The 24,172-nt window shown below is 43.7% G+C and carries 26 protein-coding genes; 17 read left to right on the top strand and 9 right to left on the bottom strand.

Annotation, left to right across the window (positions count from 1 at the left end; genetic code table 11):
• Positions 1 to 91 precede the first annotated feature (91 nt).
• Both G458_RS0105530 and G458_RS0105525 read right to left on the bottom strand, forming a co-directional pair.
• Positions 92 to 2,362 carry a xanthine dehydrogenase family protein molybdopterin-binding subunit gene (locus G458_RS0105530; RefSeq protein ID WP_026951019.1) on the bottom strand — a complete coding sequence of 757 codons (2,271 nt, stop codon included), beginning with the start codon at positions 2,360 to 2,362 and terminating at the stop codon, positions 92 to 94.
• 12 nt (positions 2,363 to 2,374) lie between these two features.
• Positions 2,375 to 2,833 carry a (2Fe-2S)-binding protein gene (locus G458_RS0105525; protein ID WP_026951018.1) on the bottom strand — a complete coding sequence of 153 codons (459 nt, stop codon included), beginning with the start codon at positions 2,831 to 2,833 and terminating at the stop codon, positions 2,375 to 2,377.
• A 506-nt stretch (positions 2,834 to 3,339) separates the two neighbouring features.
• Here G458_RS0105525 and G458_RS0105520 point away from each other — a divergent pair.
• From G458_RS0105520 to G458_RS0105500, 5 genes are all read left to right on the top strand, one after another.
• The gene (locus G458_RS0105520; protein ID WP_026951017.1) at positions 3,340 to 3,993 is read left to right on the top strand and encodes an NAD-dependent epimerase/dehydratase family protein; all 654 of its coding nucleotides are present in this window, start codon (positions 3,340 to 3,342) and stop codon (positions 3,991 to 3,993) included.
• A 12-nt stretch (positions 3,994 to 4,005) separates the two neighbouring features.
• Positions 4,006 to 4,638: a YdeI/OmpD-associated family protein gene (locus G458_RS0105515; RefSeq protein ID WP_026951016.1), complete on the top strand. Its 633-nt coding sequence runs from the start codon at positions 4,006 to 4,008 to the stop codon at positions 4,636 to 4,638.
• Between the two features lie 56 nt (positions 4,639 to 4,694).
• Positions 4,695 to 5,036 carry a HopJ type III effector protein gene (locus G458_RS0105510; protein ID WP_026951015.1) on the top strand — a complete coding sequence of 114 codons (342 nt, stop codon included), beginning with the start codon at positions 4,695 to 4,697 and terminating at the stop codon, positions 5,034 to 5,036.
• Between the two features lie 252 nt (positions 5,037 to 5,288).
• Entirely contained in the window at positions 5,289 to 5,777 is a 489-nt protein-coding gene (locus G458_RS0105505; RefSeq protein WP_026951014.1) for an RNA polymerase sigma factor, read from the top strand.
• An 11-nt stretch (positions 5,778 to 5,788) separates the two neighbouring features.
• Positions 5,789 to 6,385, top strand: a complete 597-nt coding sequence (locus tag G458_RS0105500; protein WP_026951013.1) for a hypothetical protein — start codon at positions 5,789 to 5,791, stop codon at positions 6,383 to 6,385.
• A gap of 222 nt (positions 6,386 to 6,607) precedes the next feature.
• On the opposite strand, the gene G458_RS0105495 is transcribed toward G458_RS0105500, so the two are convergent.
• Positions 6,608 to 8,125 (bottom strand): DUF1593 domain-containing protein, encoded by a 1,518-nt coding sequence (locus G458_RS0105495; RefSeq protein WP_035467816.1) that lies wholly within the window; start codon positions 8,123 to 8,125, stop codon positions 6,608 to 6,610.
• A 358-nt stretch (positions 8,126 to 8,483) separates the two neighbouring features.
• Between G458_RS0105495 and G458_RS0105480 the strand changes: the two genes are divergently transcribed.
• The 3 genes from G458_RS0105480 to G458_RS0105470 are packed head-to-tail and all read left to right on the top strand — an operon-like array spanning position 8,484 to position 10,044.
• Positions 8,484 to 8,867 (top strand): DUF1428 domain-containing protein, encoded by a 384-nt coding sequence (locus tag G458_RS0105480; protein ID WP_026951011.1) that lies wholly within the window; start codon positions 8,484 to 8,486, stop codon positions 8,865 to 8,867.
• Positions 8,868 to 8,908: 41 nt separating this feature from the next.
• Positions 8,909 to 9,502 (top strand): GNAT family N-acetyltransferase, encoded by a 594-nt coding sequence (locus tag G458_RS0105475; RefSeq protein ID WP_026951010.1) that lies wholly within the window; start codon positions 8,909 to 8,911, stop codon positions 9,500 to 9,502.
• Positions 9,499 to 10,044 carry a DUF2867 domain-containing protein gene (locus G458_RS0105470; RefSeq protein WP_026951009.1) on the top strand — a complete coding sequence of 182 codons (546 nt, stop codon included), beginning with the start codon at positions 9,499 to 9,501 and terminating at the stop codon, positions 10,042 to 10,044. Before G458_RS0105475 ends, G458_RS0105470 begins: the two co-directional genes overlap by 4 nt.
• A 52-nt stretch (positions 10,045 to 10,096) precedes the next feature.
• Here the strand turns inward: G458_RS0105470 and G458_RS0105465 are convergent, their stop codons facing one another.
• Both G458_RS0105465 and G458_RS0105460 read right to left on the bottom strand, forming a co-directional pair.
• The gene (locus G458_RS0105465; RefSeq protein WP_026951008.1) at positions 10,097 to 11,131 is read right to left on the bottom strand and encodes an inorganic phosphate transporter; all 1,035 of its coding nucleotides are present in this window, start codon (positions 11,129 to 11,131) and stop codon (positions 10,097 to 10,099) included.
• Positions 11,132 to 11,137: 6 nt separating this feature from the next.
• A complete protein-coding gene (locus tag G458_RS0105460; RefSeq protein WP_026951007.1) occupies positions 11,138 to 11,860 on the bottom strand; it encodes a DUF2490 domain-containing protein in 723 nt (240 codons plus the stop codon).
• Positions 11,861 to 12,146: 286 nt separating this feature from the next.
• Between G458_RS0105460 and G458_RS0105450 the strand changes: the two genes are divergently transcribed.
• The 5 genes from G458_RS0105450 (at position 12,147) to G458_RS0105430 (ending at position 14,613) form a co-directional block, all read left to right on the top strand.
• Positions 12,147 to 12,707: a YdeI/OmpD-associated family protein gene (locus G458_RS0105450; protein ID WP_026951006.1), complete on the top strand. Its 561-nt coding sequence runs from the start codon at positions 12,147 to 12,149 to the stop codon at positions 12,705 to 12,707.
• Between the two features lie 136 nt (positions 12,708 to 12,843).
• Positions 12,844 to 13,425: a mercuric transport protein MerTP gene (gene merTP, locus G458_RS0105445; RefSeq protein WP_026951005.1), complete on the top strand. Its 582-nt coding sequence runs from the start codon at positions 12,844 to 12,846 to the stop codon at positions 13,423 to 13,425.
• A gap of 1 nt (position 13,426) precedes the next feature.
• Positions 13,427 to 13,636 (top strand): GDCCVxC domain-containing (seleno)protein, encoded by a 210-nt coding sequence (locus tag G458_RS21955; RefSeq protein ID WP_084438827.1) that lies wholly within the window; start codon positions 13,427 to 13,429, stop codon positions 13,634 to 13,636.
• A 289-nt stretch (positions 13,637 to 13,925) separates the two neighbouring features.
• Positions 13,926 to 14,252, top strand: coding sequence for a hypothetical protein (locus G458_RS20245; RefSeq protein ID WP_035467815.1), 327 nt, complete (start codon positions 13,926 to 13,928; stop codon positions 14,250 to 14,252).
• A 4-nt stretch (positions 14,253 to 14,256) separates the two neighbouring features.
• Positions 14,257 to 14,613 carry a gamma-glutamylcyclotransferase family protein gene (locus G458_RS0105430; RefSeq protein ID WP_026951003.1) on the top strand — a complete coding sequence of 119 codons (357 nt, stop codon included), beginning with the start codon at positions 14,257 to 14,259 and terminating at the stop codon, positions 14,611 to 14,613.
• An 8-nt stretch (positions 14,614 to 14,621) separates the two neighbouring features.
• On the opposite strand, the gene G458_RS20240 is transcribed toward G458_RS0105430, so the two are convergent.
• Positions 14,622 to 15,995 carry a sulfatase family protein gene (locus tag G458_RS20240; RefSeq protein ID WP_051287047.1) on the bottom strand — a complete coding sequence of 458 codons (1,374 nt, stop codon included), beginning with the start codon at positions 15,993 to 15,995 and terminating at the stop codon, positions 14,622 to 14,624.
• 121 nt (positions 15,996 to 16,116) lie between these two features.
• Between G458_RS20240 and G458_RS0105420 the strand changes: the two genes are divergently transcribed.
• The 3 genes from G458_RS0105420 (at position 16,117) to G458_RS0105410 (ending at position 19,518) form a co-directional block, all read left to right on the top strand.
• Complete coding sequence (locus tag G458_RS0105420) at positions 16,117 to 16,566, top strand: nuclear transport factor 2 family protein (protein ID WP_026951002.1); 450 nt, start codon at positions 16,117 to 16,119, stop codon at positions 16,564 to 16,566.
• Between the two features lie 50 nt (positions 16,567 to 16,616).
• The gene (locus tag G458_RS20235; RefSeq protein ID WP_051287045.1) at positions 16,617 to 17,699 is read left to right on the top strand and encodes a serine hydrolase domain-containing protein; all 1,083 of its coding nucleotides are present in this window, start codon (positions 16,617 to 16,619) and stop codon (positions 17,697 to 17,699) included.
• Between the two features lie 145 nt (positions 17,700 to 17,844).
• A complete protein-coding gene (locus tag G458_RS0105410) occupies positions 17,845 to 19,518 on the top strand; it encodes an N-acyl-D-amino-acid deacylase family protein (protein WP_026951001.1) in 1,674 nt (557 codons plus the stop codon).
• A 69-nt stretch (positions 19,519 to 19,587) separates the two neighbouring features.
• Here the strand turns inward: G458_RS0105410 and G458_RS0105405 are convergent, their stop codons facing one another.
• From G458_RS0105405 to G458_RS0105395, 3 genes are all read right to left on the bottom strand, one after another.
• Positions 19,588 to 20,439, bottom strand: a complete 852-nt coding sequence (locus G458_RS0105405; RefSeq protein ID WP_026951000.1) for a sugar phosphate isomerase/epimerase family protein — start codon at positions 20,437 to 20,439, stop codon at positions 19,588 to 19,590.
• A gap of 81 nt (positions 20,440 to 20,520) precedes the next feature.
• Positions 20,521 to 21,525: a ThuA domain-containing protein gene (locus G458_RS0105400; RefSeq protein WP_051287043.1), complete on the bottom strand. Its 1,005-nt coding sequence runs from the start codon at positions 21,523 to 21,525 to the stop codon at positions 20,521 to 20,523.
• A 72-nt stretch (positions 21,526 to 21,597) separates the two neighbouring features.
• Positions 21,598 to 22,482, bottom strand: coding sequence for a phytanoyl-CoA dioxygenase family protein (locus G458_RS0105395; protein WP_026950998.1), 885 nt, complete (start codon positions 22,480 to 22,482; stop codon positions 21,598 to 21,600).
• Between the two features lie 194 nt (positions 22,483 to 22,676).
• Between G458_RS0105395 and G458_RS0105385 the strand changes: the two genes are divergently transcribed.
• A complete protein-coding gene (locus G458_RS0105385; protein WP_026950997.1) occupies positions 22,677 to 24,101 on the top strand; it encodes a Gfo/Idh/MocA family oxidoreductase in 1,425 nt (474 codons plus the stop codon).
• Positions 24,102 to 24,172 lie beyond the last annotated feature (71 nt).

The raw sequence follows: 24,172 nt of genomic DNA, 5'->3' as shown, positions 1-24,172 counted from the left end.
AGATTCTTAAAGGATAATTATCTCCGTGTTCTCTGTGGTGAAAAATGGAAATCAAAAAAGGCTGTTCTTTCAGTGAGAACAGCCTTTCTGTTTAGACTTTAAGCGGAAGCTCGTAAATTCTATTTCCAGTCAACTTATACACCGCATTGCATAGCGCCGGTATAAACGGAGGCACAGGAGGCTCACCGACTCCAGTAGGTTTCTCTTGGCTATCGAGTATATGCACATGGATGTTTTTGGGAGACTGAGGCATCCGAATGACCGAGTAGCCATCGAAATTGTTTTCCTTTACTTGCCCATTTTCAAAATTTATTCCGGTCAAAGCCAAACTTAAGGCAAACTGTGCCCCACCTTCAAACTGAGATCGAATCCGGTCTGTATTGACCGGAACTCCGCAATCCACTGCATAATGCACGACTGGTACTTGTAAAGCTCCATTGCCATCCTTGGCCACTTCTACCACACAGGCTACATACGTCAAAAAGCTCTTTTGCACCGCAAAGCCCATCGCTTTTCCACTGGCAATTCCAGCCTTCCAATTCGATTCCTGAGCTACTCTTTGAATGACACTTTTGAGCCTCCCCGTGTTCCACGGAAATTTATCCAAGGGCTCTCCATAGTTTCCAAAATCACCTTTAATCTCTGATTGGAAGTCCAAGTCTCTATCCTCACCCAACATGCCGATTAGCATATCCACCGGGTCCATTCCTTTGGCTTCGGCCACTTCATCCAGCATACAGTTAATCGCAAAGGAATGGTGAATATTACTCACAGACCTAAGCCAACCGATTCGGGTATGTGCTTTGGACTCGTGGGTTTCAATCCGGATGTTAGGAACCTCAAATGGAAAGTCAATACAGCCCAAGCCCAACTCCCCGTCAGAGGGATGGAGTTCGTCCGGGTTGCTGGTAGCTCCGATAGAAGGGAAAACGGTATGGTGATTCCACCCACTCACATTTTGTTGCCCATCTAATGCCACTCGAATTCTTTGAACACTCTGGGCATGGTAAAAGTCATGGTGGATATCATCCTCACGGGTCCATTGAACTCGAACAGGAGCCTGAACAGCCTTGGAAACCAAAGCCGCTTCCACGACATAGTCTGGTTTGGATTTTCGTCCAAATCCTCCACCTAGTAAAGTAACATTAACTTTCACCTGTTCTTCCGGCATTCCCAAAGCCGTAGCCACTGCCGTTCTGGCCCACTGGGGGTGCTGAGTTGGAGCCCAAACCTCACAAAAACCTTCCTTCCAGTCAGCAATCGCCACGGGAGGTTCCATGGTGGCATGCGCATAAAAAGGCACCACATACGTTCTATCTAAAACCTTGGAAGCACTTCCAGAAGCACTGGAGAAATTCCCCCGCTCCCGGCGAACCTTGCCATTGGATTTTACCGATTGCAACATTTCTTGAATTTGCTGTAAGGATTGATAGGATTGATTAGGGCCAAGATCCCATTTTATCTTCAATGCCTTTTGGCCCTGCATGGCTGCCCAGGTATTATCGGCTACTACTGCCACACCTTCCAAGGGTTTATCCAAGCCTGCTGGGACTCCCTGTCCTTCAATCTTTACGGTCTGGAGGACTCCAGGAATTTGCAAAGCTGTGCTGTCATCGTAGGAAAGAGCCTTTCCTCCTACCACCGGACTGCGTTGAACCACGGCTACTTTCATCCCCGGCAAATCTACATCCGCACCGAACACGGCCTTTCCTGTGGCGATATCCTTGGCATCGTAAATTGCCACATCCGTTCCGATCAATTTGTAGGAAGATTTTTCCTTCAATTTAACCTCCTCAGGCTTGGGCATTTCCATAGTCTGGAGATCAGCTACCAAATCGCCAAAATCTATGGTTTTTCCGCTGGAGGAAACTACCTGTCCATTTTCGGTATGACATTCTGAAGCCTCAATGCTCCATTTTTTGGCTGCTGCTTGAGTCAACATATGCCGAACGGTCGCTCCTGCCATTCGCATGGGTTCATAAAACATCCGAACCGAGTAGGACCCATCAGTATTTTGATCTCCGAATTTCTGGTCCGCTTCAGCTTGAATGATTTTGATTTTGCTCCAATCAGCACCCAATTCATCCGCCATAATCATGGGTAGAGAAGTTCTAATCCCTGTTCCCATCTCAGAGCGATGAGCTACCAAAGTGACCTGATTGTCTGAATCCAGGATGATATACACATTAGGAGCAAAGGTGATGGTCTCCCCTTTTGGTCCCGCACATTGAAAATTCACACCCAGCAAAAACCCACCGGTGACTAAAGACCCGAGTTTCAAGAAATCCCGACGGGAAGGAACAAACACCTTGCTCTCGTCTTTAGGATCTTGATTTTTTGAAAATGGAAAGTTTGATTTCATGGGTTTCAGGTTTTAAAGGTTTTTGGAAGCAGTTTGAATAGCTTCTTTAATTCTGTTATAGGTTCCGCAACGGCAGATATTCCCGGACATCGCGGATTCAATGTCTTGATCTGATGGATTGGGATTTCGATCCAATAGTGCCACAGCACTCATGATTTGACCGGATTGACAATAGCCGCATTGTGGAACAACATGCTCCACCCAAGCTTTTTGAACCGGATGATCTCCGGCTTCAGAGATGCCTTCAATCGTGACAATTTTTGCCCCTTTTACTTCTCCTACCGGAAAAGCACAAGTACGAATGGGGTTTCCATCCAAAAGCACGGTACAGGAGCCACAAAGCCCTTGCCCGCAGCCGTATTTGGTTCCTTTCATGGCTAAAACATCTCGCAAGACCCAGAGCAAAGGCATGTCACTTGGGACATTGACCTGAATTGATTTTCCGTTAATGGAAAGGCTAAAATCTTCCATGGATTTATGGTTAAGGTTGGAAATAGACTAAACTGAATCGAAAATATGGGGGCCTTTTATGGCACCTATTTGAGCGGATAAATACGACTCAATCGAAAACTCATCTTTTGCAGCAATAAATAAAAATAGAAAAATCCATGAAAGATTAAGAGAATCAGACAGATAATTAAACTCTTGGACAAATGGAAAGCCAGATAATGGAACTCTAGTATCTCCTAAGAAAAATGGATAATTAAAGGCCAGGGACCATCCAATAAAAAGAAAGCGTGAATGAGATTCCCCAGATGCTAATCATTACGATAATAAACTCCAAGGAGGCAAGACCATTTTGAATGGGAGAAATGCGGTTTTAGGGGACTGGGCCATACGTTGGAGTTGGCTGAAGCCTTGTTTTCAGAAAAATTCCATAGCACATCTCCACTGAATTTATTCCAACCTTGAGGAAAAGGGACCGTTAGACCAGAAATCTTTTGATTACCTTGTCTCTTCCCAAACCTCAAATACCAATGCCTATTAAAGTCATCCTAACCGGCACCACCGGAATGGTGGGCGAAGGTGTATTACTAGAATGCCTTCAAAATGATGAAGTATCAGAAATTCTCAGCATCAGCCGCAAACCTTACGGACTTCAACACCCCAAATTAAAAGAGTTGTTGATTCCTGATTTTATGAAAATCCATGAATTTCAGGACCAACTTCAAGGATATGACGCATGCTTTTTCTGTGCAGGGGTAAGCTCCATTGGCAAAAACGAGGAGGAATACACCCAACTCACTTATTCGCTGACCCTCCACTTTGCAAAAGTTTTAGCCAATCTAAATCCAGAAATGGTCTTTAATTACGTTTCTGGGGCCTTGACTGACAGTTCCGAAAAAGGACGATCTATGTGGGCAAGAGTAAAGGGAAAAACCGAAAATGATTTGATGAAATTACATTTTAAAGGGCAATACAATTTCCGGCCTGGAATGATGAAGCCTTTTCCGGGACAAAAGAATTTCAACCCTATCGTAAAAGCCTTGTTGGCTGTGATGCGAGTTATTCTTCCAAAGCAAACATTAACCATGCAGGAAGTCGGAAAAGCGATGATTTATACCTCCACGCGGGGATATGAAAAACAGGTCCTAGAAGTCAAAGACATTATGCTTTTAGGCAAAAAATAAACCCAAATTCTGATGAATCGATCTCCCAATCCCCAAGTCGATCTCTTTTTAAAAGAAGGCTGTATGCGCTGCGAGAAAGGAGGAACCCCTGCCTGCAAAGTCCACCTTTGGACGCCAATTTTGGAAAAGCTTCGGCAGTTTCTTTTGGAAACTGAATTGGTGGAAGACCGGAAATGGGGCGTCCCTACTTACACTCTGGAGGACAAAAACGTGATTATGCTTTATGCATTTAAGGATTCTTGCAATGTAAGCTTCATGAAAGGTTCTTTGATGAAGGATCCATCAGGGATTTTAGAAAAACCGGGACCAAATTCTCATGTTGCCCGATTTCTCAGGTTTACGAAGGAAGTGGACGTGGAAAAGCTTACCTCCACCATCAAAAGCTATATCCAGGAAGCGATCGACCTCGAAAAGTCCGGTGCAAAAGTTACAGTTCCTCCCCGAGGCGGAATGGAAATCCCCGAAGAACTGGAGGAAAAATTTGAAGAAAACCCAGGGTTGGAAGAGGCTTTTTACCGACTCACTCCGGGAAGACAGAGAGGGTACCTGATCCATTTTACAGGTGCAAAGCAATCCGCTACCCGTAGCTCCCGAATTGAAAAATGTATTCCCAAAATTTTTGAAGGCAAAGGGATGATGGATTAGAGATTTGAAATTTGAGATTTGAAATTTGAATTCGGTCGGGCTTATCTTTGCCTGTGATGGATATTTTAGCAAAACTCAAATCAGACCCACAGGGCATTCAATTTTCAGAAGTCATTTCCTACATCGATGAGAAATTCGATTTCACACCTACCCGATTCACAAATGGAAATGCAGTAAATGAGGCAGGGCAAAATAACGGTAGCTGCAAGATTTTTTCCTTTGCGAGGCTGAATAAACTTTCCAAGGACGAGACATTGGCCATTTTTGGAGACTTTTTCCGAATAGATGTCTTAGAAAACCCTGAAGGAACAGACCATCAAAATATCCGAAACTTTATGATTCAAGGTTGGGATGGAATCCAGTTTGATGGAGAAGCTTTGAAGGAGAAAGGGGTGTAGGTTGTCGTTTGTGGGTTGAGGGTTGTCAGAATTTACCTGATTTCGGATTTGGGATTGCAGATTTCGGATTTCTATCTGATCTGAAGTCCGCTCCCTGAAGGCTGAATACTGGAACTGATTTTAAAAACAGGCCTTTGCGAACTTTAAACTTTACCCTTTAAACTTTTTACTCCCCGTCCTTTTTTCAAAAAAATCTTTCCTCTACTGTGATTTTTTTAAATTCTGGGAGACTAATCCTGTAAACACCGGTAGATGAGGAAAGAAGAACAATTCGTAGAATTAATTCAATCTCACCAAGGACTGATTTTCAAAATCGCCTCCTTTTACACCTCTTCCCAAGAGGAAAAGGAGGACCTAAGTCAGGAAATCATCTTTCAGGTCTGGAAGTCTTTTGATCTCTTTCAAAACAATTCCAAACCCAGTACCTGGCTCTACCGGATTGGAATGAATACGGCTATCACGCAGCTCAACAAGTCCAAAAGAAAGGTAACTGCAGTGCCTTTGGACGGAATTCAGGTGCAATGGGCCGAGGACACGGACTCGGATAAGGAGGAAAAGCTTGCACAGCTTTATGCTGAAATCAAAAAGCTGAACCTATTGGATAAAGGCATTGTCCTGCTTTACCTCGAAGCAAAGTCCCATGATGAAATCTCGGAAATCCTCGGAATCAGTATCAGCAACGTGGGTACGCGCTTGGCGCGGATCAAAGAAAAATTAAGAAAAGGCATCCACACTAACTAAAGCAAAAAACCATGGAACTCGAAGAAATGAAATCGCTTTGGGAAGAACTCAGCCTCAAAGTCGAACAACAGGAAAAAATTCAAAAAAAAGTACTTATGGAACTCACACAAAACAATTATAGAAAGCGCCTCAACTCCATCCGAATCCCGGAATTACTGGGGAGCGTCGTCTGCCTAGGCTATGCAGCCTACTTTATCCTCAACTTCTCCAAGTTGACCGTCACGATCAACCAGATCTTTGCGGCCTTTGACATCCTGTTTCTGATTGGACTTCCAATCGCCAGTCTTTTGGCCATCCGAAATTTAAACCAATTGAATATCGTCAAAAATACACCTGCAAAGATTTTGGAAAAGTTTGCCAAACGGAAAATCCAATTTCTGAAAGTACAGCAGTTTGGACTCATCTTCTCGGGACTCTTTCTGATCAGCGCCCTGCCGCCTTTGGCTGAAATCGCCGGAAAAGCGGATATCATCCAGCAGCCCTATTTCTGGCTAGCTTATGTGCCCGCCGGACTACTTTTTATCTATTTCTTCGGAAGATGGGGAATCAAAAAGTACCAAAAAGTCATCAAGGACTCTGAGGAGATGATTCGGGGACTGGAGGACTGAGGTTAAAGGGTAAAGTTTAAAGTTTAAAGTTGGGATAAAAGGTGATAAGCTTTAGGTTAACAACAAGTGCACTTGAGAGGTGGGAGTCGCAAAGTCAAAACCAGATCTCCACCCCAATTTTGAATGTGTTCTAATGACTAAAGGTCTAGAATGATTACTGGTTTCTTCCGTCAATTGTCCCCTGAACCCCAACTTTAAACTCTACATTTTAAACTTTAAACTCTACTTTACTTCCACCACAAACCGCACATACCTTGTCATGGGATGTTCAGTTTTGTCTTTGACTTCGGCAATTACGTGGAGCTGACCGGTGGCATTGGCAGGAAGCTGCACAGTCACTTGGTTTCCGGCGGCGGATAAGCCGGCCTCGCCTTGGTAGCTTCCGACCTCTCGGTAGATCCAAAACTTGGTTTCCAACTCATTTCCGTCAGGATCAGAAGCCTCCACCTCCAGGGCGATACTTTCTCCCGCTTTGGCAGAACGTGTCGCCTGGCCCTTTGCCTTCACCACCGGAGCATGATTTGCCTCGGCATAGTCCTTCACACACCAATCCGCCCGGGCAGCAAAATCCTGCTGAATAGCCTCTAACCATCGGACTTGAGGATAGGTTGCATCCAAGCCATTTTTATAGGGACTGAAATCCAAAACCTCCTTACCATCTTCCCAGCGGTTGGGCTGCTCAGCACTCTGAACAAGACGTCCTCCCCAGCCTCCCCATTCCGGGTGATTGAGATTATTCAGGCCGACATCGATTAAATGTAAAAAAGCCGGGGAATCCCCTTCTGATATAAAGTCATAGATTCCAAAAGTTCCCCACTGGGCATTTTCCAACTTAGTGGGATCCCCATGGATATGTTCATCATCACCTTCCTGCTTTTGTCCATCTCCATAGCTGTAGTATTGCTTGAGCAAGGGTCCATGGTTGTCAATGATTTCCTCTCCCATAAATTTTCCTTCGAAAAGGTAATGTTGAGATTCTGGAACGGCATTTTTCCAAGAGTAGGCAAAACACCAAAACTGATTCGAATTGTAGAAAATCCTTAAATCCGGCCAATTGGGAGAGATGTATTTCCGGTAGGTAGCGTCTTGATCAAGGATGGCATACAGAATCGCCTTGTCCGAGACTTTTTGGTACACCGCTTCCCATTCCGGAGTGCCTTTGTACTGATCCTCGATGGACTTGAGCGCCCGGGCAATGGTATTTGTTCCTCCCCAGACTTGCAGGTAAATCGGCTCCATATCCTCGTCCAGAAGTTTTTCTTTAATAAAATCCGAACCTGGAGTATCCTTTTCCATCTCTCCTTCAAACTCGATATTCCCCACCCGTACTAGACTTCTCAGGTAATCAGCCGTGGGAAAACCCTCTGCATGCTGGCTCAATTTAGGATATACAGATTCATAGGCATCCAAAAGCGGGTTCATCCACTCCGTGCCCGGCCAACGCAGATCCGTCTTTGCTCCATACATCTTTTGGGTCATTTCCATCTCTGAGACAAACTCTGTCCCCTTTCCATCTCCGGAGTAATGCCACATGGAAGAGGAGTAGATTAAGCCCTCGATGCGGAACTCATTCGCATACAGAAGCATGCGGATAAAGGAATCCACATCATCAATTTCCCCGTCTGTAGTGACGATGGTTCTTGGCTTAATAGATTGGGAAGAAGACTCGGTAGGAGTATCTGTCTTTGGCCGGCAGGCAATTAAAACAGCCAAAAGGAAAATAGGCAATAGGAATTTCATAGGTTTTTGGGTTTGAGAAAATTAAAATAGTAAAAGGAGCAAGAAAAACAATCCAATGAGCAGGAAGTAAAAAATCCATCTCACCATTGCCTGAATAGAATCTATCCAATCGAAGTGATTGATTGCATTCAGTCCCCCTCTAATTCCGTTACCTTGGGATTGGAAAATCTCCATCCCTTGTGCAAAACAGCCAGTTCACCAACTATATTTTTTTCCGAAATCCAGCCAATTTTCAGATCGTACTCCAAACTCAAACTTGAGGTATACTAGGCTTTCCTCCTCTTTTTCAACCTTTCCCTTGTCATTTTCAACAGAATCCATGAGTATATTATGACTGGTAAAAAAATCCTAAAACACTATGAGTGAGTTTATCGACGGTTTTGTATTTCCGATCCCTAAAAAGCATTTAGGAGAATACAAGCAGGTAGCCGAGAAAGTAGCAAAAATCTGGAAAGAACACGGTGCCTTGGCCTATTACGAATATGCAGGGGAAAATGCCAAGCTGGAGGGAACCAGATCTTTTGCGGAGATGGTCAAAGCCGAAAAAGATGAGGTAGTTGTCTTTGGTTGGACGGTTTTTGAATCACGGCAGATCCGGGACTTAGCGATAAAGCGAGTGTCTTCTGACCCAAGAATGAAGAATCTAATCGCTCCCCTGTTGGATCCTTCCAGATTGATTTTCGATGCAGAAAGGATGGTTTATGGGGGCTTTAACCCACTGGTGATATCCGGCTTTGAATAAGATAAGTCTTCAGAAAATCATCCATTTATTCCCTGCTTACTATGAATTTTTCCTTCGAACAAGATCTGGTTTTTGAAAATGAAGTCGCCCTCCTCAGGCCCATTCGAGAGGACGACTTGGAAAATCTCCTGCCTGTGGCTACCAAGGACACCGACTTGCTCCAATACTCTCCTTTTCCAATTTTCACCGAAGATTTACTCCAAACCTATATCGAAAGAGCAATAGAAAACAGAAGAGATAAAATCCGCTATACTTTTGTGGTTTTTGACAAAAAAGCTCAGGAGTATGCCGGCAGCACGAGTTTCCTGAATATTTCCAACCAGGATGATCGGCTGGAAATAGGAGGGACCTGGTATGGAAAAGAATTTCAGCGGACAGGGCTCAACCGGCATTGCAAATACCTTTTGCTGGAATATGTTTTTGATTTTTTGGGAGCCTCAAGGGTTGAGTTTCGAATTGATGAAAGGAATGGTCCATCCAGAATTGCGGTTGAGAAAATAGGCGGAAAATATGAAGGAACCCTGCGAAGTCATACCCTTTTACCAGATGGGTTCAGAAGAAACACCGTGTGCTATAGCATTTTGGATGCTGAGTGGGAGGAATTGAAAGAACACATTTTGGATTATAAAAAATGAAAATCAAAAAAACTAAGCTTCCCGAAAACTCCATTCTCCTTCAAAAGGGCATCAAATATGACTACATAGACAGCTATGAAGGATTTGTTCGGACCAGCAAGGATACTATCAGCGCAACTGAAATTGGAAAGGCTTTTTTCAGAAGCGGGCCGGATTGGGTGGAAAAGTTATTTTCCTTCCGAAATAAAGTGGTAAAGCTCATAGGCCTTAAAATTCCAAAGGGAGTTCAGGACAAACAAAGCCAACTGGAAAAATTCAACTGTGAACCAGGAGATCGGATAGGGCTTTTCAAGGTTTTTGAAAAAACCGAGCATGAGGTGATACTCGGCGAAGATGACAAGCATCTTAATTTCAGGGTTTCGCTGCTGATTCATACTGACGGAAATGATCCCATGAAAAAAGAACTTGCCATTTCCACCGCGGTGGTTTTCAATAATTGGATGGGGAAGCTGTATTTCTTACCCGTCAGACCTTTTCACCATCTTATTGTTCCGACCATGTTGAAAGGGATGATTCGGGAATTGGAAAAGGAGGCTATCTAGTGGTTGTGGCTCATTCACCAACTCCACCTTATTCGAAGTAGGAATGAATTTTTCACACATATCCCATCCATTCAGCTAAGCAAATCAACCCATATGTCATCAAAAAGGCGGCGAGGGGAGCTACTGCCCAGACAGCGAAGAATCGTCTGACTGTCTTGTTTTGAAAGGTGGATTTAAATCCGTTTTTCCGAATACTCAAGGCAATAAATGCAGCCCCGTTCAATTGGACCAAGGAAGTAGGAATTCCTTTGACCAGAGAAGCCAAGAGCAACAAACTCGCTACAATCAAAGCAATGATTGTGGCATAAAACGGTGTCACTTCTACGATTTCTTTGCCTGTTGTCTCGGTCACCTGATGCCCCAAAAGTGAACTGCCGATTGCAAAACACGGTGCCACAATTAATACGGACAAGATGATAATAGGCAGGAAATTTTGTGCCCCCTCGGGTCCTAGCTCGTTGGAGGTCAAAGAGGCGATTGGTGCCGCTGCATTAGCCACGTTATTGGAACCAATGGAAAAAGCCACATAGAGTGAAGACGCGATCAGGACAAATTTCAAACCTTTATGTTCTTGTAGGTGACTGTAATCTTCCGTCAAAAGCTTGGATTTGATAAGAGGAAAAACTCCCTGTACCAATGTCCACATCAATCCAAAGGCAATCACCGGAAGGATAAACCATGTCGGAATGATTTCATAGAATAACTTATCCGTATTCAGACCATCTAAGGCCAAAGCAGCCCCTGAAATAGACAGAACAGTGGATTGACTGGTACTTTGTGGCACCCCGAGGAGGTTGGCTACTAACAGGGACAAGGCCACAGACAGCAAAATGATGGAGGTGGTTATGGGAGTAAAAAAAGATTGCTCTAATAATCCTACACCAAGGGTCAGGGACACTTTCTTTCCGGCGATCAATGCACCCAACAGTACCATGACTCCAAAAAGTCCTGGGATTAGAGTTCTTTTGATCACTGATGCACCGTAAGCGGCAGAAAAAGAAGGGGCTGTTCCGCTACCACCCATGGTGATCGCCAGAAACATAGCCAAAAGGAAAGGGATGGTCAGGTGGTTGAGTAATTCAGACATAGGAAATTACTTTTTAGCAAAGTTTAGGGTATGATGAAGGGTGATTCGGGTGATATCCCGGCTGAAAAAGTCCTTTCCGGCTGGCTTTTGTTGGAACCAATTCAGGTAGCCTAATTCCAAACCAAAATTGGGTTGAGGCATGAAGATGACGCTTCCTCCTAACCGGTTTTGATCAAAAACATTGGAGGTAACTTTACTGGCCAGATGAAGGTGGATTTCATCAAAGGCCTTAAGGGTTATTTTGGGATGAGGAGTATAGCTGAGCTCCATTCGGTACCGGATTCGATTGGACAGATGTTCAAATCCCTGAGGTTCTTTTTGGTAAAACCTCCATTCATACCAATATCGATGCTGGAGATTGAATTTGGGAGCCAAGGTTTGTTGGTAAATCACTTGTAATTGGGGGCGCAATTCGAGCTTTTTCTGGATCACCTCAGCATCGGGAGTATTGGGAAGGGAATGCTGGAAATAGGTAAACCCTCCACCCACCTCCCAACCTTTTCCGAGTTTTCGCTCCACGAGAGTCCGCATCACCAACTGATGCTGTCTCCAGGGAAACCAATAGGTTCGCTCCTCGACTTCCTGTCGGATCTGTAATTGATCAGAAACCTTGACTTTAAGCAAGTAACGGGTCCAAAGGAGCCTTTGCTTTTCTACATTTTTTTGGGCATTTGCACCAAAGCCCAAAAAGAAAATAAGGAGGAAAAAACTAAGCGTAAACTTCTTCATCTTGATTGAAATTTCAGCAAAGGTATTTATTTTCCTATTTACCCTATCTTTTTTGTAGGGTTTATAAAAAATATTTTCAAAATTGTATTTAACTAGCTGATTTTTAGATCCTAAATTTTCTATCCCAGGAAAGCAAAATAGTTGTATTTTCTAATTTCAGAAGGTAAAGACCTCCTAATACCAAAAGATGGACAGGGTTGAAAGATTGGGATTTATTGTACTCATTCTCATTTTGTATTTCATTTTTGAGTAGGTAGCTTTAAAAACCACATAAAATCCCAAACCCATGCCCAAAAACACCCAATGGAACGAATTGGAAAATCATCTTCGACAGCTGGTCTCCACTACTCCACTCACAGAGGAGATTAAATGGGGTATGCCGGTATTCACTTTTGAAGGGAAAAACGTGTTGGGATTTGCTGGCATGAAGAATCATTTTGCCGTTTGGTTTTACAATGGAGTATTTTTGACCGATACCGAGGAGATTTTGATCAATGCTCAGGAAGGAAAGACTAAAGCCATGAGGCAATGGAGAATGCTTGGATTGGAAGATTTGGATGATGAGAAATTTTTGGCTTTTGTAAAGGAGGCCATTGAAAATGAAAAAAAAGGCCTTGTTTGGAAACCTGATAAATCTGAGAAGCTAAGCCTACCGGATATCTTAGAAGCGAAGCTGAAATCAGATCCTCAGCTCAAAAAAGCATTCGAAGAATTCACCCCTTTTAAGCAGAAGGAATTTGCAGAATATATTCAGGAGGCCAAGCGTGAAGCAACTAAGGTATCAAGACTGGAGAAGATCATCCCGATGATCTTGGAAGGGATCGGACTGAATGATAAATACCGATAAATTGCACTTCCCTGTGGCTATTATCCCTATTAAAGTCTGGAAAAAGTCATCTTAATTTCAAGATTAACCCCATCCAAGTACCTTTGCCTAAAGTGGAATGGAAGAAAAGTTATCTTTTCCTTAACCTATATCGACCATGAAAAACATCTTTCTCAGCATAGTCACAGCTCTAGTGAGCTCGCTTTGTTGCATTACCCCTATCCTGGCGATTTTTGCAGGATCTGGAAGTTTTATCTCTACTTTTTCCTGGACAGAACCACTTCGGCCTTATTTAATCCTATTGACCTTTGGTCTACTAGGCTTTGCTTGGTTTCAAAAACTAAAGCCGAAACCTGAATTAGACTGTGACTGTGAACCTGAAAAGAAATCCAGTTTTCTAAACTCAGGATTATTTTTAGGACTCATAACTGTTTTTGCCGGTTTGATGTTGACTTTCCCTTTTTATGCATCCAACCTGGTGGCCAATCCCAAAAATGAATCCCTTTCGGAAAATCCTTTCCAAGTAAATCAGGTTGAATTTTCTATTCAGGGAATGACTTGTTCAGGATGTGAGGCTCTGGTGGAACATGAATTGAGCAAAAATCAGGGCATTATCAAATCCACCACTTCTTACCAAAAAGGAAATACGGTCATAGAATTTGATCCCCATAAAACCAGCCTTCCAGAAATTCAATCCAATCTGGAAAAAACAGGATACACCATCTCTCAAGCCAAATAAAATGCAAGTTCAATTACAATCAACGCTAACCTGTCCTTCCTGTGGTTTTCAAAAAACTGAAACCATGCACACAGACTCCTGCCAATTTTTTTATGAATGTGAAAACTGTAAAAAAATTCTCAAACCCCTTCCAGGTGATTGCTGTGTGTTTTGCAGTTATGGAGATTTCAAATGCCCTCCGATCCAGCAGGAAGGCAAATGTTGTTCCTAGGTCACGGAGATAATTGCTATCCTGGAATACATCTTCAAAATATAGAATTTCCAGTTTCTTCATTTCAGCAGTGAGGTTTTAATTGCCCGACATGGTAAATCAAAAAGTCGGAACAAAAGAATTTAAAAAAATGAAATTCCTAGCCCTAACACTTTAGCATAGAGTATTGACTCCAAATCGTCTTACTCAGATTGAATCATATTAAAATTCAAATGATTTTTTTTCTCAAAACAAATCCTTTTCCTTGGGAATGAGTACACTACAGCTAAAGAAACTTACAATTTTTAGCATGAAAACCTACCGAATTAAATCTCTTGGCATCCTGACTTTCGCCAAATTTCAAGGCGTGATGGGCCTCTTTATAGGCCTTCTATTGGGAATTCTTTATTCTTTTGGAGGATTAATCTTGGATACTTTGGTGTCTTTGGGGTGGATCCAATCTACGGAGACTCCAGGCCTAAGCATTGGGACGATCTTGGCTTTTGGTGCCTTATTGGGCATGCCCTTGATTTTTTCTGTACTAGGCTTTTTGTTGGGCTGGGTTGAAGCTTTTCTGTTTAATTTCGTGTCCCGCTGGTTTGAAGGGATGAATCTCAAATTTCTTGTGAAAGAATAGAAAAATGACTCAGGAAAATTCTTCCTCTGTAGAACGCTTATTTGTGTATGGTTCACTTGCTCCTGGCGAGCCCAATGAACGATTCCTGAAAAGAATTGAAGGCACTTGGCAAGAAGCAAGTATTTTTGGTTCTTTGATCAATGCCGAATGGAAAACAGCTGGGGGCTATCCGGGATTGAAACTGGATAATCCTACCAATCTGGTACATGGAATGGTATTTTCATCTCCTCAACTTTCAGAATTATGGAATGAGCTGGATGAATTTGAGGATACGGAACACTATTCACGGGTATTGGTACCAATTTTTTTGAAAGGAAATCCTGAACCCATTGAAGGCTTTGTATATGTAGCTAATAATTAGGGTTGCCTTTATTTGCTCTCAACTTTCCCTTTTTGATATTGGAAAGCCAAGTCCTTTAGTTTAGCCCTAAGCTCATCCAATTTTTTTCTATACTCTGGATTACCTGCCAGGTTGTTCTTTTCCAAGGGATCTGATTTCAAATCGTATAACTCCTCTCTACCGGGATCATTGACGTACCGGAAATACTTCCAACGCTCAGTTCGGATAGCTTCGCTCGGGGCAATTATGGGAGTTTGCCAAAGATGCTCGGTGAGAAACTCTTTTCTTTTCTCCAGATCTTTAGAATTCAAACTCAGGCCTTGCCAGGAGCTAGGCGCAGAGACTCCCGCCAAATCCAAAAGTGTCGCTGGAATATCAATATTTAATGCAAAAGATTGATTACGCTTTCCCCCTTTTTCCCTTGGATCAAAAACGATCAAGGGAACTCGCAAAGAATTATCATACATCAACCATTTACCGGCTAACTGCCGCTCTCCAAGGAAATAACCATTGTCACCCATGAGAATGATGACGGTGTTTTCTGCCAGTCCTTTGGCTTCCAGGGTTTTTCGGATTTTCCCAATTTCGGTATCAATCTCAGTAATCATCCGGTAATAGCCTTTAACGCTGTGTTGATATTTCTCCGGATTATCATATCTCCAATGCCACCGGGTGCGGTTTTCTCCTGTCCTTACGTATTCCGGCTGTTCAAGAAAATATCGATCCTCGTTCATTAATGGTTCGGGAATGGTGACATCCTCATAAAGCTGATCATATTCCGGGGACCAGAAATATTGCAACTCAGCCGGATCATGGGCATGAGGTGCACTGAAGCTTAAGGAAAGCATGAAGGGCTTATTTTCTGGAGCATTTTCAATAAAATCAATGGCTTGCTGAGATGTATAGCGTGTAAGATGCACGGTATCTTTTCCCAGAGTTTTAAAGAAATATCCTCGCCGGTCTTTAAAATTTCCATTTCGATCATAGTCATCCCCTTCATCAAAGAGGCCTTGAAAACCAGAATAATTCACTCCAAACTTTCCAAAGAAACCGGTGTAATAGCCACTTTCCCGAAGTTTGACTGGGTAAGACTGATCCATGTAAGGCTGCTTGATATCACCTTGTCCGAAAGTATAGCCATGTGTCCGCTCGTACAAACCCGTCAGAATACTTGCCCGGCTAGCCGCACAAATCGGGGTTGTCACAAAGGCATTTTCAAAATAAGTGCCTTCACTTGCCAACCTATCCATTTCCGGCGTTTGAATTATTGGATTGCCCGCAAAACCCAGAGCATCCCAACGCTGATCGTCTGTCAGGATAAAAATGATATTGGGGCGGGAATTTTGGCCATATCCTTTTCCGAGAACCAAAAAGAAAAGTGTTAGGATGAAGAGCTTTTTCATAAGTCAATTTTAATCTAATTCTTCACTTTTCCCAACCTGCTTTATCCTGCATGATCAGACTTTTATTTTCTGAAAATCAGAGAAAAAAGTTACTTTTCTATTAGGCCAAAACCTTCCTCCTATGAAAATCTTAACAAGTACAATTTTACTGGTCTTTTTTATAAACACTTTAAGTTTTGCTCAGACTTCTGAAAAGGAGCTTTTGATAAAGCTTGACTTAGGATGGGAAAAAGCTCTATTGGATTCCGATGTGGAATTTCTGGAAAATCTATTATCAGATGACTTCGTTTGGGTGCATAATCATGCGGGTTTAATCAATGGCAAGCCTGAGGTAGTTGCCAGTGCTAAACGCATTCAATCAGGGCAGGCCAGTACTACCAGAGGAAGAACTTCCCGAGATCATAAAGTGGTGATCTTAGAAAATACTGCCATAGTTACCGGCTATACTTTGGTGGATAGAGGCCCCAGCCCAACCCTTTACCATTTCATGAGGACTTATGTGAAAACAAGTTCCGGCTACCGCCTCCTGGGAAATCATACCATGGCGATACCTGAAGAGGAAATAAAATGACCGTATTTTGATTCCTTAAAAAACGATTCACCAAAGCTGATCCTGTCCCAATGAAAACCATATCCACTTTTCTCTGTCTTGTCTTTTTCATTTTTTTCTTTGAAAAAGCTGAGGCCCAAAACTTCCAAGGCATCCTCAACTCTGAAATAAGTGAGTCGAATCCGGGAATTTTATTTACCATTCAATCGGGAGATGAATCCTTTTCATGGTCTGGAGCATCGGGTTTGAATAACTTGGCAATCGGCGACTCTTTGAAGTCCAATCAGACATTCCGAATTGCAAGCGTCACCAAAACCTATGTAGCGGCAAGTATTCTCAGATTGATGGAAATGGGGGTTTTAAAGCTAGACGATCCGATTTCCAAGCATCTTTCCCCTACGCACGCTGAAATTCTTTCTCAGGATTATGACTTAGACCAAATTACAATCAGACAAATTCTGAGGCATTCTGCCGGGATATTTGACCATACCAATGCTCCTGAATTCTTTGAGATCGTGCTTCAAACCCCAGAATATGAATGGACCCGAACGGAACAGCTACGCTTGTGTGCAGAAAAAGGCGAACCCATTGGCCCTCCGGGAAAGCAGTTTAGTTATTCGGACACGGGATATGTGATTTTGGGAGAATTGATAGAGAAGTATACCGGGAAAAGTCTGGATGGAGGAATCAAAGAATTGCTTGGATTGGAAAAACTTGGATTGGAACGAACAGACTTTGAGCGGATAGATCCTCAAACCGATAAATTAAGAATCCATCAGTATTTCCAGGGACGGGACACCTACAATTTCAGCCCTACCATGGATTATTTTGGAGGAGGAGGGATTGTCTCGAATACTCAGGAATTGGTGGATTTCTTTCAGGCTCTTTTTCAGGGAAAAATCTTTGAACAGCCAGAAACTTTGGAGCAAATGCTAGAACCTGTCAGCTATACCGAAAAAGCCAGGATGGATTATCAAATGGGAATGTATAGAATCAAGGTCAATGGAATGGATGCCTATTGCCATTCCGGCTTCTGGGGCACTCAAGTGATTTATATTCCAGAACTTGATCTGTACATGGCAGCCAATTATTCAGGAGGCTGGAGAGGAAGCGTGGCGCCGATTTTTGGGAAGATGGTAGAGGAGAAAAAGTAAAATTTAATCATGCCCAAATTGAAGATTTAAGGGTTCGAATCCCTGACTGTTTTAGGATGAAACTTGAACAGTTTTTCTAAATGAATCCCAGTCTCAAACTCTATTTGTAAAATAGTTACCCGGTCTTTTAAACAACCCCATTTCTATGAAATCATTTGCCTACTTGCTTTCTTCTTTACTGTTAATCTTCTCCTGTTCTTCCCCACAGAGATTCGATGTCCTGATTAAAAATGGACAGATCATGGATGGTTCCGGGAATCCCGCTTTCATCGGTGATGTCGGAATCAATGCAGATACTATTGCTGCGATTGGAAATTTGGAAAATGCAGTCGGAGACCTGGAAATCGATGCCACTGGATTGGTGGTGGCTCCGGGCTTCATCAATATGCTCAGCTGGGCAGTGGAATCCCTGATCGAAGATGGAAAATCACAAAGTGATATCCGCCAGGGGGTGACTCTGGAGGTATTCGGGGAAGGCAACTCCATGGGGCCTCTTACGGAAGTTATGAAAGCCGATGAGCTTAAATCCCAAGGCGATATTAAATACCCGATTTCCTGGACCACTTTAAATGAGTATTTGGAATTTCTAACCCAAAAAGGGGTATCAACCAATGTCGCTTCCTTTATTGGCGCCACGACGGTTCGCATCCATGAACTGGGCTATGCAAATAGGGCTCCTACTCCAGAGGAATTGGAAAGGATGAAAGCCCTCGTTCGCCAAGCAATGGAAGAAGGAGCATTGGGCGTTGGCTCCTCCCTAATTTATGCTCCTGCTTTTTATGCAAGTACCGAGGAATTGATTGAGCTGTGCAAAGTAGCTGCTGAATACGATGGAATGTACATCTCTCACATGAGAAGTGAAGGGGTACGCCTGTTGGAAAGTTTGGACGAACTGATCCGAATCGCTTCTGAAGCCAAGATCCGAGCTGAAGTCTATCACCTCAAAATGAGCGGAAGAGACAATTGGGGGAAATATGATCAAGTGGTTGCCAAAATAGACTCTGCAAGAGCCGCAGGCTTAGAGATCACGACAGACATGTACAACTACGTAGCTGGTGCAACAGGCCTGGATGCTTCCATGCCTCCTTGGGTACAAGAAGGCGGCTATGATAAATGGGCCGAACGACTTCAGGACCCTGCAATTCGGAAAAAGGTTTTACAGGAAATGAGAACTCCTACTACAGAATGGGAAAGCCTGATGCAGGCTGTGGAAGGATTTGACAAGATCATATTGGTAGGGTTCAAAAATGACAGTTTAAAATATTTGACGGGAAAAACCTTGGCAGAAGTGGCGGCTATGAGGAAGACTTCTCCTGAAGAAACAGCCATGGATTTGGTTGTGCAGGATGGGAGCCGGGTTGGGACAGTTTATTTCTTGATGTCTGAGGAAAATGTGAAAAAGCAGATTGCCTTACCCTATATGAGTTTTGGTTCGGATGGAGGCTCCTTGGCAAATGAGGGAGTGTTTTTAAAGTCAAGCACACACCCCCGGGCTTTCGGAAACTTTTCAAGGCTGTTAGGAAAATACGTTCGGGATGAGCAAGTCATTTCTTTGGAGGAAGCGATTTACAAACTCACCACCTTACCTGCCACCAATCTGAAAATCAAAAAGCGGGGAGCTTTGAAAGAAGGATATTTTGGGGACTTGGCGATTTTTGACCCTAACAAAATTCAGGACAACGCCACCTTCGAAAATCCCATGCAATACGCCACAGGAATGGTTCATGTCTTTGTCAACGGAACCCAAGTACTCAAAGACGGGGAACATACAGGAGCTCTTCCAGGAAGAGTGGTAAAAGGTCCAGGGGCAAAAGAATAATTCTTACAAAAAGAACACCCCCGTTAATCATCAGATTAACGGGGGTGTTCTTTTTTGTTTAAACGGAACTTACATCCCGTATTTTTCACCCATACTTTCGATCAGCTTATATCCATTCTCTGCCATATCCCAAGGTTCGGAGAAATTCCTCCATACCCCGATGGAATTGGCGAAGTCCGGGTCATTTCTTGTAAATCCTTCAATAGTCAACCAGCCGGAATACCCTACTTTCTTGAGGGTTGAGAATGTTTCATCCCAAGGCACATGACCCGAACCCGGAGTACCTCGGTCATTTTCAGAAATATGGAAATGCCCCAACCTAGGAGCAATTTTTTCGATCGCAGCACCCAATTTTTTCTCCTCCATATTGGCGTGGTGGGTATCAAACATGGCTTGGACATTGGGATGATTGACCTTGGCCAGCAGGTAATCCAACTGCTCCATGGTATTGGCCAGATAGCATTCAAATCTATTCAAGGCTTCCGGAGTCAAAAGAATCCCTCTCTCTTGAGCGTAATCCGCCACACTATGCAAAACCTCAGCAGACCATTGGTACTCTTCCTCCTTCGGTGCCCTGGAGGCGAACGTCGCAAAAGCAGAATGGAATGGCCCGCAAAGCACTTGGGAGTTAAGATCCGCAGCTCTGTCAATCACCCATCGAAGTTTTTCTTTTGCCTTTTCTCGGACTTTAACATCCGGAGAAATAGGATTTTCATCGGCTCCCATCACCGTCACCGTAGTAACTTCCAATCCGATATCCTTGCAATGCTTTCCAACAGCTCTAAAAGCTTTTTCCTCCCAAGGCCCGACAAAAAACTCCGCTCCGTCGTAGCCAATTTCTTTAAGTCGATCCAAGATCGGGAACAGGCCTTCTGAAACTACAGCTGACCAAGCCAGCACATTAAATCCTATTTTGTTCATAGTTTATTGTTAGTCAACGGTCCACTGACCACGGTCAACTGCCAGATTTCTGTCGACTGTTGACGGTGGACAGTGGACCATTTATTTAAAATCAGAAACCCTCATCCCCTTCCGAAAAGTATCAAACCCAAACATGGTAGGCTTGTACTCACCTACAATATCCATCGACATGTCCGGAGAGATGGCATCCGGCATTCCCAAAAGCCAAAACGATGCATTGATCACTAGCCGTCGAAGGTCTTCATTTTGAAAGTCCAATGAAGCTCCCATCGTAGAAGCAAATGCTATCCCCGCTTTTCCTCCCTCAATCTGATATGGTTTGGTCCAGGCTACGGGCATTAATGATTTCTCATACACGATTGGAGATTCTGAACTCAATGCGGCTGTGCTTAGCCCATAGAGCAACACATTGGCCTCGGCGGGAAGATGTTTGATTCCATACACATCCGAAGGGCCCCAGACATCCTTCACTCCTCTTAGGACCGGGTGATCCAAGATTTGATCCAAACCATCCGGAATTGCCCGGGTTCCTTCTTTGCCGTGAACACCATGGTGATTGACCCAAGTTTCTCCAAAAATTCGCTGTCCGAAGCCCCTTTCCCAATTCTCCACTTTACTCATCCAATGCCATTTTGCAAAAGGAGAGTCAGGATTTTTCTGGTAGGCAAAAGCATGAGTAGAAGTCCGGAGACCGATGATTGGCTTTCCCGCTTTGAGGAAATTTTCAATATGCTGTGATTGCTCGTCGGGAAGCTCTCGGAAACGGATCAGCATGATCATCAAGTCCGCAGTAGCCAAATGTTCCAAGCCGGGAATGTTGTTCTGATAATTAGGCACAATGTTTCCAGTGGCAGGTTCTATGGGGAAAAGAACAGTAGTCTTGAAACCATATCGCATGGATAGGATTTTGGCCAGCATGGGCATGGATTCTTCGGAGCGGTATTCATCATCTCCTGACACGAGAACAATATGCTTTCCAATTCCGGGGCCGTCTTTGCCTTCAAATTGAAGAAAAGTGATTCCTTCTTGGGAAAATGCAGGAATTGTCCAGAGCAAAAGAAAAAAAGACAATAGGTGTGATTTCATTTCTTCAATCGGATTAGGGTTGGATTATTTGCTGAAAATAGTTTTTTACAACTCAGGGACAAGGAGAAAATGTTAAGAGCCCAGTTGGGCTGGATCAAATATCAGAGGGAAAAACTTGCCTCCCATTTTTTCCCCTTTTGGAATCACCGGCACACCTTCCAAAAGAGGCTCATTGGAATCTGATACCGTTCCATCGGCAAAGACATTGAGCACAAAAGCTTTTCGGGATCGAGGGGAAAAATTGGCAAAGCTCCCATGTACCAACAAAGGATGGTGAAATGCCGCATGTCCAGCCTTTAGCGGGATAGCCACCGGCTTGAAATTCGCTTTCTGCTCTTCGGTCATCATGGTCATGAGCCCATCCATTTCTCCGGCAAGGGCAGGCTTTTCCAAAAGGCCCCAGCGATGGGAACCAGGCACATATTGTAGGCATCCGTTTTCCTCGTTGGCATCATCCAGCCCACACCAGCAGGTCAAATGTTGCATTTCCACCGTTCGGGTCCAATAGCTGTAGTCTTGATGCCAGGCCACATTTCCCCCATGATAGGCCGGCTTGCAAAAAAGCTGATCATGCCAAAATCGAACCGCCTTATCTCCCAGCAGCTGAGAGGCCACCATTCGAAAAGCCGGGTTCCAAATTACGTCGTGAAATGCCTCTGCAATTCTCCAATGTCCGAGGGAATGAAACAAAACCTTGTTCGGATCCCCGGATTCATTGCTGTGAAATTCATGAAAAAGATGATGCAAAGGATGTGCGGGATCCATGACCTCATCCAGTGCAGACTTAAGCGCCTCAATTTGCTTTTCGTTCAGCAATTTGATTCCGGCTAAATAGCCATTTTCCTGAAAAAAGTCGATTTGTTCCTGATTGAGTCTGTATTGATCCCAGTCTGAGGCGGTTTTTGGCTGGGGAAACAGCTCGGTAATCGGACGGTGAAAATCAGCGAGATCTTTCATGCACAGTAGGTTATTTAGGTGGGAAAAAGATAAGGATTTTTGCTTGCCCACGTGTCCTTTATCTCCAAAAAGCCTTTCGGCATCGTTTCCGTGATTTTCAAAATTTTAATCCAAAAAACTGAAGATTACTGGGTAGATTGGAGATGACAAATTGCGAAAAGCAAAATCTTTACGAACATCCAAAAGACCCTAACATGAAGTCTAACCGAAGAAATTTCCTGAAAACCGGAGCAACTGCAGCTCTTGGTCTTTCTGGTTTTACACTGATATCCCCAGAAGTTCTGGGAAAACCCATGGGCTACGTAGCTCCCTCTGACAAAGTCAACCTAGCCTGCATTGGTATCGGGAATCGCGGAGCGGAAATAATCAAATCTCTATATGCTACAGGGCTATGTAATATCGTCGCACTTTGTGATGTGGATATGGGAGCCAAGCAGACTTTAGAGGTCATGAATAAGTTTCCTCAAGCGAAAAAATATCAGGATTTCAGAAAGATGTTTGATGAAATCGGAGGTGAGTTTGAAGCTGTAAGTATTGCCACTCCGGATTTTTCACACTTTCCGGTGACCATGATGGCCTTGAAAGAAGGAAAGCATGTCTATGTGGAAAAGCCCATGGCACGAACTTTCCAAGAAGTGGACCTGATGATTGCAGCGGCTAAAAAATATCCAAAGCTTGCAACCCAAATGGGAAATCAGGGGCATTCCGAGGGGAATTATTTCCAATTCAAAGCTTGGAAAGAGGCAGGAATCATCAAAGATGTGACGGCCATCACCGCCCACATGAACAGCCGCAGACGTTGGCATGATTGGGATCCAAAGATTCAGAGCTATCCAGCCGCTGAACCTATTCCATCTACTTTGGACTGGGATGTCTGGACCAGTCAGGCTCGCCCTCATGGCTTCAACAAGGATTACCATAATGGGCAGTGGAGGTGCTGGTATGATTTCGGAATGGGAGCTTTGGGAGACTGGGGAGCGCATATCATCGATACAGCCCATGAATTTTTGGACTTGGGATTGCCTTACGAAATCAACCCGACCAAACTGAGTGGACATAACATGTTCTTCTTCCCGATGTCCACCACCTTAGAGTTTAAATTCCCGGCAAGAGGAACAATGCCTCCTTTGACCATCACTTGGTACGATGGGATGGATAATATCCCTGCAGTGCCGGATGGCTATGGAGTATCTGAGCTAGATCCGAATATCCCGCCACCAAGCAACGGTCAGATTCAGCCTGCCAAATTGAATCCGGGAAAAATAATTTATGGCAAGGATTTGACTTTCAAAGGTGGTTCGCATGGAAGTACTCTTTCCATTATCCCTTCCGATAAAGCCAAGGAATGGGAATCCAAACTTCCTCAAGTCCCAGAAAGCCCTTCCAATCACTTTGCCAACTTCCTAAAGGCTTGTAAGGGAGAAGAAAAAACCCGAAGTCCATTTGAGATTGCAGGCCCGTTGAGCCAAGTGTTCTGTCTAGGAGTCATGGCGCAGCAGATAGGCACCAAACTGGAATTTGATCGAGAAAGCCGCCAAATCACCAACAACCCGCTTGCCAACCAGCTTTTAGCAGGAATGCCTCCTCGTAAAGGATGGGAAGAGTTTTATAGAGTTTAGACTTAAGAAAATAGATTTAAGACGCTAGACATAAAAAATCAAAAACCGCTGGGGTACCCAGCGGTTTTTTG

The organism is Algoriphagus mannitolivorans DSM 15301 (assembly GCF_000429425.1).
GTDB lineage: Bacteria > Bacteroidota > Bacteroidia > Cytophagales > Cyclobacteriaceae > Algoriphagus > Algoriphagus mannitolivorans.
This window is presented reverse-complemented; position numbering and strand designations above follow the sequence as displayed.